The organism is Candidatus Poribacteria bacterium (assembly GCA_016866785.1).
Lineage (GTDB): Bacteria > Poribacteria > WGA-4E.
Map to the genome: position 1 here is coordinate 1 of VGLH01000149.1, position 8,831 is coordinate 8,831.

9 protein-coding genes are annotated in these 8,831 nt (G+C 62.8%); 4 read left to right on the top strand and 5 right to left on the bottom strand.

Annotated features, from left to right (window positions below; all coding sequences use genetic code 11):
• From FJZ36_16440 to FJZ36_16450, 3 genes are all read right to left on the bottom strand, one after another.
• On the bottom strand, positions 1–585 hold a 585-nt coding region (locus tag FJZ36_16440; GenBank protein ID MBM3216488.1), incomplete at its 3' end, for an N-acetylmuramoyl-L-alanine amidase.
• A 47-nt stretch (positions 586–632) separates the two neighbouring features.
• The gene (locus tag FJZ36_16445) at positions 633–1,844 is read right to left on the bottom strand and encodes an aminotransferase class I/II-fold pyridoxal phosphate-dependent enzyme (protein MBM3216489.1); all 1,212 of its coding nucleotides are present in this window, start codon (positions 1,842–1,844) and stop codon (positions 633–635) included.
• A gap of 42 nt (positions 1,845–1,886) precedes the next feature.
• Complete coding sequence (locus tag FJZ36_16450) at positions 1,887–2,723, bottom strand: methyltransferase domain-containing protein (protein ID MBM3216490.1); 837 nt, start codon at positions 2,721–2,723, stop codon at positions 1,887–1,889.
• 887 nt (positions 2,724–3,610) lie between these two features.
• Between FJZ36_16450 and FJZ36_16455 the strand changes: the two genes are divergently transcribed.
• Complete coding sequence (locus tag FJZ36_16455; GenBank protein MBM3216491.1) at positions 3,611–4,342, top strand: hypothetical protein; 732 nt, start codon at positions 3,611–3,613, stop codon at positions 4,340–4,342.
• The gene (queF, locus tag FJZ36_16460; protein ID MBM3216492.1) at positions 4,318–4,758 is read left to right on the top strand and encodes an NADPH-dependent 7-cyano-7-deazaguanine reductase QueF; all 441 of its coding nucleotides are present in this window, start codon (positions 4,318–4,320) and stop codon (positions 4,756–4,758) included. Before FJZ36_16455 ends, queF begins: the two co-directional genes overlap by 25 nt.
• 14 nt (positions 4,759–4,772) lie before the next feature.
• Here queF and FJZ36_16465 read toward each other — a convergent pair whose 3' ends face one another.
• Both FJZ36_16465 and FJZ36_16470 read right to left on the bottom strand, forming a co-directional pair.
• A complete protein-coding gene (locus tag FJZ36_16465; GenBank protein MBM3216493.1) occupies positions 4,773–5,924 on the bottom strand; it encodes a hypothetical protein in 1,152 nt (383 codons plus the stop codon).
• Positions 5,852–6,850 carry a hypothetical protein gene (locus FJZ36_16470; GenBank protein MBM3216494.1) on the bottom strand — a complete coding sequence of 333 codons (999 nt, stop codon included), beginning with the start codon at positions 6,848–6,850 and terminating at the stop codon, positions 5,852–5,854. The genes FJZ36_16465 and FJZ36_16470 overlap by 73 nt, the downstream gene beginning before the upstream one ends.
• Before the next feature lie 155 nt (positions 6,851–7,005).
• Here FJZ36_16470 and FJZ36_16475 point away from each other — a divergent pair, with 155 nt between their 5' ends.
• Complete coding sequence (locus FJZ36_16475; protein ID MBM3216495.1) at positions 7,006–7,953, top strand: hypothetical protein; 948 nt, start codon at positions 7,006–7,008, stop codon at positions 7,951–7,953.
• A gap of 53 nt (positions 7,954–8,006) precedes the next feature.
• On the top strand, positions 8,007–8,831 hold an 825-nt coding region (locus FJZ36_16480; GenBank protein ID MBM3216496.1), incomplete at its 3' end, for a phytanoyl-CoA dioxygenase family protein.

Consider the following 8,831-nt stretch of genomic DNA (forward strand, 5'->3'; position numbering starts at 1 on the left):
GCGCTGAACCCGCCGGTCCACGACCTTGACCGAACTGACCAGGTTATCTTGGATCTTGTCCGCGAGCGCGTCCGTGTACGGCTTCATCGCCCGATGTCGCAGATCGTTGAGGATGAAGCTCAGGCTGAAGTCTTGGCCCTGGTTCTCGCGTGCGGCGACCCGTTGAGCCTTCGCGTCGCTGGCTTCGTTGTCGTAGACGTAGGTCTCAGCGCCGTTGGCAGCGGAGTTCGTCGATGCGTTGCAGTGGATGCTCACGAAGACGCTCTCGAGCGGCTCGTAGCGGTTCGCGATCTGCGCCCGTTCCGGGAGCGTCGGGTAGGTGTCGCCGTCGCGCGTCATCACTAGGTTCAGTGAGGTCTTCTCGCGCAGGTAGTCGCGCAGCCTCAGCGAGACCGCCAGAGTGATGTCCTTCTCTCGCAGTCCCCACCGATTCGTCGCACCGGGGTCCTTGCCGCCGTGCCCCGCGTCGATGACGACCGTCTTCAACGTGTAGTGGCCGTCTACGGTCGCCGCGGTGCCGGCGACGGCGGCGAGCGTCAGCAGGCACACAACGGCGGCGGTTCTCCAACATTTGGCGCTTGTCATTCTCTGGTGCCTTCGCGAAGTGATGTCCGTCTGCCCAGGTGACGCGATCACGGGCGAACCGGTTTCATGGGCAGTTCCGGGCTCGGCAAAGACAGCGCGCGCCGCATCTGGCGTATGGCTTGGCGAATCCGGTCCTCGTTCTCCACCAAAGCGAAGCGGATGTAGCCGTCACCTCGAGCGCCGAAGCCGATTCCGGGCGAGACGCACACGTCGGCTTCGTCCAGCAGCTTACGCGAGAACTCCATCGATCCCATGCTGCGGAACTTCGGAGGTATCGGAGCCCAGACGAACATGGTCGCCTTGGGCAGCGGAACCTCCCAGCCCATACGCCGCAGGCCCTCAACGAGCACATCGCGGCGGCGGCGGTACGTCTCCACGGTCTCCTTGACGACGTGCTCGTCGGATCGGAGCGCCATGATGGCAGCGACCTGGATCGGCGCGAAGATGCCGTAGTCGTAGTAGCTCTTAATGCGCGCCAGGGCGTCGATCACTCGGTGGTTCCCAGCGACGAACCCAACGCGCCAGCCGGGCATGTTGTACGACTTCGACAGCGACATGAACTCCACGCCCACGTCGAGCGCGCCGCGCGCCTGCAGGAAGCTGGGAGCCTCGTAGCCGTCGAACACCAGGTCGGCGTACGCCAGATCGTGGACCACGATCATGTCCTGACGCTTGGCGTACTGCACGATCTCCTCGAAGAACGCCAAGTCCACGACCGCACCGGTCGGGTTGTGCGGAAAGCTGAGCAGGAGCACCTTCGGCTTCGGGTGAATGTCCTGCGTGATCTCCGCCAGGTTCGGCACGAAGTTGTTCTCTTCGTACAGCGGCAGGCTGATCGCGCTGCCGCCGGCGATCACGACGCTGTACATGTGTATCGGGTAGGTCGGGTCGGGGATGAGCGCCGTATCGCCCTCGTCGATGATCGCGAGCGCGAGGTGCGACAGACCTTCCTTTGTCCCGATGACCGCGACAGCTTCCGTCTCCGGATCGATCTCGACGCCGAAGCGCCGGGCGTAGTACCAGGAGAGCTCGCGTCGAAGGTTGTACACGCCCTTCGACTGCGAGTAGCGGTGGTTCCGCGTTTCCTGAGCCGCCTCGCACAGCTTGTCGACGATGTGTGCTGGAGTGGGCTGGTCAGGATTGCCCATGCCGAAGTCGATGATATCTCGCCCTTCGCGCCGACGCTGGAGCGTCAGTTGCTTGAGGCCTCCGAGCATGTACGGTGGCAGTCGGCGCAGTCGCTTCGATTCTATGTCCATTGTGAGTCCTGCTGGATCGATCCTCGCGGTCCGGTCAAACTTCTAGAGCGCTGATGGCAAGCCATCCATCAGCATGATGGGCACTCCGTCGTTGATCGCGAACCTCAAACCCTCTGATTCGCATCGGGCTGAGTCCGGCAGCCAGACCAAGTCGTTGTGGCAGGAAGGACAGACGACCAGCTCTCGCAGCATGACACGCCGACGAGCGATCTGCCATTGCCTTGCCAAGACGGACTTGATTCCGGCACGCCACGTCTCCGGCATGCGGTTCCACACGCGGTTTAGAACCCCGGGCCCTGGCGCAAGCCGCACAGAGTCAACCAGCCGCTCGACGATGGCCGGGTCGTTCAGATCCATGGTCGATTGGTCTTGGATGGTGTAGTCAATCCGGCCGCGCCATTCCATTTGCCTTAGCAGAACAGGATGATAGCGCACATGCCAACGCGCGAAGTCTCGATCTTGCGCTGCCAGTGTGTGAAACAATCCCCCAAAGGGAGATGCCTGCCGCTTGGGCGCCAAGACGAGCCGACCGTCCGCCACGTCCACCAGCCAGTGGTGGTACTGCCATCCGTAGAGCATCTCGCCGATCTCGGAGGGTGATTCGATGTAGCCGGCACGTCCGACGCGCATGATCTCTTTAAGGAAACGATCTGGATCATCGGCGTGTTCCAGCACGTGGCAGCAGATGACGTAGTCGAACGCCTGGGCGCGGAAGGGAAGCCGCTCGCCGTCTGCGATCACGATGGGACGGTCGGTCTTGAGGGAACCGCCGCGCTCCGTGTCATCGAGCCGGTGCTTGTCGCACAGCACGTCTGAGCGAACCTTGGGGTTGTGGCCGCTGCCGATTTCGAGCACGAGATCTGTGGGCGAGATGTTCATGCCGCGATCCACATCCGATTCATGGTGGGGCGATGGCACAGGTTAGCCGCGCCAGACGGCGATGGGCAAGTCAACGGTACGCTGAAAATATTATCAGCATGTATGGCACTGCCGAGGCGTGTCTAGTACCGTGAAAAGGTTATCAGTAGACATGGCATCGCTACGGCTCTTGTAGTACAGTGAGGCAGTTATCGGCAATAAACGCTGTCGTCGCTGCGTTGCTAGTACAGTGACGCGATTATCGGCAGTTATCCTAGGCTTCTGACGGGGGATGTAACCATGAATGGATTACCAGAAGGCATCGTGCGGCTGTCCGATATGATGTCCGTCGGATGGTCGTGCGTCGCGGCACTTCCCTCAGCCCGCGAGGCTGGGTTGACGTCGCCGTGTTGATCACGATGCTGGGGACATGGGAAACGACTCACGACGAGGTACCGACACGGACGCACATCGAGGCGGCTAGGTCAGAGCACGGGCATGATATCAGCGTTCGCCAAGCGGTTCCTTGTCGATCGACGCGTGGTTGAGGTACACTCGGAAGTAAGCGGCTCTGACGTGTGGCACTGTCGGCACGAGGGCGCTGGCGTCAATGTGGGCGTTGCGCTCGGCACAGGAGCCGACGATAGCCGCCTCCGATATGACATAATGGGCATTATCGGAATAATCCGGCTCTGATAGCGACCGGATATCACCGAGGTGGGGTTATCGGCAGGATCGCGAACCTCTGTGCAGGCGTCGCTGCGCCTCTAGGGCGTTTTCCGTCTTGGGGCCCGATGCCTCAACGCGCCCAGCGGCTTGCCAGGCGTTCTATATTGACTTCTTTAGATATGGCGGCCTGGTACGGCGGGTCGTGGCAGAGGAGGGCTCGGCCCATGGCGGCCGCGTCGATGAGGTGGTGGTCCCCCATTCCGCGCGTGCTCGTGTTTGCGGTTCTCGTCGCTGCGCTGTCGGGCGGGGCGTTCGCGGGCACGTGGCGTGACGACTTCGCTCTTGGCATCAAGGACTGGAGTATCTACAACCTGGATCGAGCTGTCGAGTCGTGGGATGGCAAGAAGGGCGAGGCGATCGGGACCATCTTCGCGCCGAATCTCTACAGCCTGCTGATCCTGGATCCGTCGTCCACCGATGCCAGCCGTTGGTCCAACTACACGTTGCGTGTGCGCGTTCGTGCTGTCGATCTCAAGGAGCGAGATGGCGAACCGAGGGTCGGCGTGTCGCTCTACGATCAGGAGTTCGAGGGGAACCGGTACCTCTGTCTGTTGGCATTCGACACGGGCGAGGTCTGGGTCGTTCGCGTGACACGCGACGTCTGGCAGGTCATCCCGCTGGCGTACCCTCTGGAGAAGGGCGTTACGTACGACTTGACCGCCTCGATTGCGACCGAAGGCGATTCCGAGCTGGTGACATTCGCCGTCAACAAGGACTTCGAGATCACGATCCGGGCGTCCGATCCGCTGAAGTCCGGCAAGGTAGGGCTCGTGGTCGCCGATGCCCAGGCGGCATTCGACGACGTCGAAGTGGATGGGACCAACGTACCGAATGGCGGAAGCGGCAAGCCGAGGGCAGTGTCGCCGCGCGGAGCTGCCGCGGTGACGTGGGGTTCCCTCAAGTCCAACTAGCCTGGGAAGGGAGCGACGTGCCGCAGGCTGAGGGCAAGGCTCTACCGTTTCGGTCGGAGGATGCGATCGACGCCGCCGTTCTGGAGACGTTCCCCTACCAGGGCGTGGAGCAGGAGATCGTCTGCACGACCCGCGAGTTCACGGCAGTCTGTCCATTCTCCGGGCTGCCCGACATCGCTCGCGTGACCGTGACGTACGTGCCGTCAGACCGATGCGTGGAACTCAAGTCGCTCAAGTACTATTATCTCTCCTACCGTGATGTCGGCATCTACCAGGAGCACGTCACGGACAGGATCCTCCGCGATCTCGTCAGGCTGCTCGATCCAAAGCGCATGATGGTCGAGACGGACTACAACGTGCGCGGCGGCATTCACACCGTCTGCCGTGCGTCTCACCAGGGCGACGGAGCGGGCTGACGAACCCACGTGGGCTAAGCGAGGGTTCCTCCGAACTCCCGCGCGACTTCCACGGCCGCCATGAAGTTCTCGGCGGCGCGCTGTGTGAACGTCCCGGACGCCGAGCCGCCCAGACAGTAGCCGGTCGTCCCCGCGGCTTCCAGACTTGCTCGAGCCATCTCGAGAACCTTGTCGCGGGTCCGTACTTCGAACACCTCCATATCATCGAGCCCGCCTACCAGGCAGTAACTGCCTGCGACGATCCGCTGCGCCTCGCGCAGGTCCGCATCGCCGTAGGGTGGCGTCTCCAGGGGATCGAGCGCATCGATCCCGACCTCTGCGAAGTACCGTAGGTACTGCTGAACGTCGCCATGGCAGTGGTAGTAGGCGATGCCTCCGTGCCGATGGATCAGGGACACGAGATCGGCGTCCTGACTCAGACACAGGGCTTCAAACGCAACGGGTCCGAGCTGTTCCGTGACGTACTCGGCTCCGACGATCCGAAACACGTCGACTCCGGCGCGGCAGGCGCTCTCGACGTACTCGATAAGCCGCTCCTGGCACTTGTCCACAATGTCGCGGAACCGTGCCGGCTCGTCTGCCCACATGAGGCAGAACGACTCCGGTGACATCACCTCGGCAGGAAGGCACACTGCGTTTGGGATGCCGGCAATGACGAGTCCGGCGTCTTCGTACCGTTCTCGCATGGCGTGGAAGTGGGAGCCATCGGGTTCCGAGGCGGTGAACGGGACGCTGAGGTAGGCGTCCACATCGTCAGCGACCTCGCACGGGAACTTCACCGTGTAGCCGGTGATGTCCGTGCGTCGGTAGACCCGTTCGAGCTTCCCTTTGGGCGTGTCGATCTCCGTGACGGTGTCACGACCTTCCTGCCGGGACGCGACGAACTCTCCGAACCGGCTTCCGCTGAACACGTTCCCGCCCACGCCGACGGTGAGGAACGGGTCGGTGCAGCGGATGAACTCCTGCGTGAAGGTGTCGTCGAGCCGCAGGTGTCCCCAACCGAACGGCGTGACCGGGACGCGATCGACGGGTTCGCAGCGTATTGCCCGAAGTATCCGTTCCCTCGATGAAAGCCGGTCCGATTCGCTCATGGTCAACGGGCTCCGTTGCTTCGTTGGAAGGCGAGCTTCTCTAACTCGGTTCGGTAGTCGCGGTAGGATTTCCATGGAACGTCCGGGCGAAGTCGACCATCCGCTAGCGGAATGTACCCACCGTCCGCCAGCAGTGGAGGCACGCTTCGCTCGATGGCAGAGCGTGCGGTTCTACCGCCGCGCCGGACCGACCGGATGTCGATGCCGCCGATCAGCCGGAGTTTCCTGCCATACGTCGCCCGCAGCTCGGAGTAGTCCACGCCTGCGTGACCACCCTCGGTGCACCAGAACACGTTGATCCCGCAGTCGATCCATGACGGCAGCAGCCGAACTGGGTTGCCGTAGGTTCGGACGATGAACCACTGTACGCCGCGAGTCTCGAGCATATCCACAAGCCGTCGGTAGTAGGGCTGACAGAACCGACGGAAGTAGCTGGGAGAGATGACAGACCCGTATGCCCCGGCGATGGGCTCGTCGAACACGGCGTAGTCGAGCACGACGCCCTCCAGACACCGCTCGATCGTCTGCGCTGTGCAATCGGCGATTGCCGCCAGCGTGCGCGCCATGACGGAGGGCACGTCCGCCAGGGCGAGCAGCGTGCGCTTCAGCGACGACCACTCCCCCACGCCCAGCGACTGGAACAGCCCGCGCCACACGCTCATCCCGAGCGTCCAGTCTCGGTCTGCCCATCGGATGACGCGGTCGCTCCAATCGGCTGGGATGCGAGACGCATCGGGTTGGTAGTGGCTGCGCAGACGAACGAACACCTCGGGCTCGTCGCGCGGGTCGTTGAACGGCGGTCGAGCATGGAGGTCGATCGACACGTCCTCGCGGCGGTCGTAGGTGAAATGGTCGGACAGCGCTTCGGATCGGGGAAATCCCTGCGCAGACCAGGCTTCGCGGACGTCGTCGCGGATGCCCTCGTCCCACAATGGAAAGCGGTCGACTGGCGAGTAGGCGAGCGTCGCATGGAACCGCTCGCGAGCCGTCATCGTCCGCATCCGACGCCCTCCCCATCGAGTCGTGCGTATCGAGCTCGGAGCCGTGCTCTACACACTATCGATAGCGTTGGAACCTGCTTCCAACAACCCCGAACCTGAGCTAGTCTTGCGTCGTCCGGGCCCGCCGAGCCGCATCACTCAGGGAAGGATCGACCTTGCTGGGACTGGAGCGCGTCGCTGCGGCGTTCCGTCATGAGGAACCGGATCGCGTGCCGCGGTATATCTGGATGTTTCGGGACGACATGCAACGCGTCTGCGTCGAGAAGCACGGCAGCCTCAATGCCTTCTACGACGCACTGGACATCGACGCGTTCCAGACGTTCCCGTCAAAGGGCATGTGGCCTCGCGGTGTCAGCGGGATCGACGACGCGCTCGACGCCGAGCTCACCGATCCGAACGATTCAGCGATCTACGACAGCATCCGGCGCGACGTGGCGTACCATCGCGTCGAGAAGGGACGGGCGATCTTTTGCCAGACACCGGGCGTGTTCGAGACCAGCAACGGCGTGTTGGGGATCGAACGCTCTCTCCTGCTGCTCGCTATGGAGCCGGACAAGTGCCGCCAGTTGTATGAAAAGGTCGCGAGATGGGCAGCCGTCTACGCGAGTAACGTCCTCGACATCGGAGTGGACATCGTCCACATTTCTGATGACTGGGGGGAGAACCATCGCCTGATGATGAGCCCCAAGGTCTGGTGGGAGCTGATCTACCCAACCGAGCTGCTGACGGTGCAGGCGGCGCGGAAAGCAGGAGGCTTCGTCTCGCTGCACTGCGATGGTTACTTCCACGACGTGCTGGAGGGGTGCGTCCAGATGGGTGTTCAATGCGTCCATCCTGTTCAGCAATCCGCTGGTATGAGCCTGTCCAGATTCAAGAACGAGTTCCGGGGCAGGCTGGCTCTGTACGGTGGGCTGGACATCCGTCACACGCTGCCTCGCGGGACCATGAAGGAGCTCGAAGCCGAAGTACGATCGATCTTCGGCACGATGAAGCCGGGCGGCGGCTTCGTCTTCTGCACGGCGCACACGGTTCAGCCGGATACGACGCTGGATCGAGTGGAGTTCGCGTATCGGATCGCGGACGAGGAGAGTTGGTACGGGTAGCGCGGCGGCGTTGACGCCGCACAGGCACTGGGTGACGTAGGAGGGCAAGCCACGTGACAGATCGTGAGAAGTTCCTGTTCGATCTCCAGGGCTATCTGGTCGTGCGAGAGTTCCTCTCGCCGGAGGAAGTGGACGCGCTGAACCGGTCGGTGGACGCCAACGCGCATCGGATCGGCGAGGACGGCAACTCCGTGACCGCTGGTTCCACCACGCTGGCGGGCACGCACAAGCGAGGCATCTTCACGGGGATGCTGACGTGGGACCAGCCTTGGAGCCAGCCGTTCCGTGATCTGCTCGCGCATCGGAAGGCGATTCCGTACCTCAATGCGATCCATGGTCGGGGATGGCGGATCGACCACGCTCCTTTCATCTTGACAGGCACGCGCGGCGCAGAGGGATTAGTGATCCACGGCTCGACGGCGCACCACTTCGACGGATCGCAGTACTACACGTACGCGAACGGCCAGATGCGATGCGGAATGGTCGTGTTCCAGTACCAACTGCACGAGGTCCGAGCCGGTGACGGCGGGCTCTGCGTTATACCCGGAAGCCACAAAGCCAACTTCCGTTGTCCAGACGGGATTCGCCGCTGGGAGGAGGATCAGGACATCGTGCGCGATATCCCGTGCAACGCGGGAGACATGGTGATCTTCAACGAGGCGACACTGCATGGGACGCTGCCGTGGACGTCCGACCGGGAGCGCCGCTCGCTGCTCGTGCGCTATTCGCCGAAGTACCTCCACTTCGCCGGCGGATTCTACGAGACGTCGTTCCCGGAGTGGACGCAGGAACTGACAGAGGCGCAACGCGCAACGCTGGAGCCGCCGTACATCTACAATCGTCCCCTGATCGAAGACGACGGCGAGACCGTCGTGCGG

Bases quoted from the DNA above. Each gene is read 5' to 3' on its own strand.
- FJZ36_16470 (MBM3216494.1), bottom strand. From the start codon at position 6,850: ATGCGGACGATGACGGCTCGCGAGCGGTTCCATGCGACGCTCGCCTAC.
- FJZ36_16450 (MBM3216490.1), bottom strand. From the start codon at position 2,723: ATGAACATCTCGCCCACAGATCTCGTGCTCGAAATCGGCAGCGGCCAC.
- FJZ36_16455 (MBM3216491.1), top strand. From the start codon at position 3,611: ATGAGGTGGTGGTCCCCCATTCCGCGCGTGCTCGTGTTTGCGGTTCTC.
- FJZ36_16445 (MBM3216489.1), bottom strand. From the start codon at position 1,844: ATGGACATAGAATCGAAGCGACTGCGCCGACTGCCACCGTACATGCTC.
- FJZ36_16465 (MBM3216493.1), bottom strand. From the start codon at position 5,924: ATGGAAATCCTACCGCGACTACCGAACCGAGTTAGAGAAGCTCGCCTT.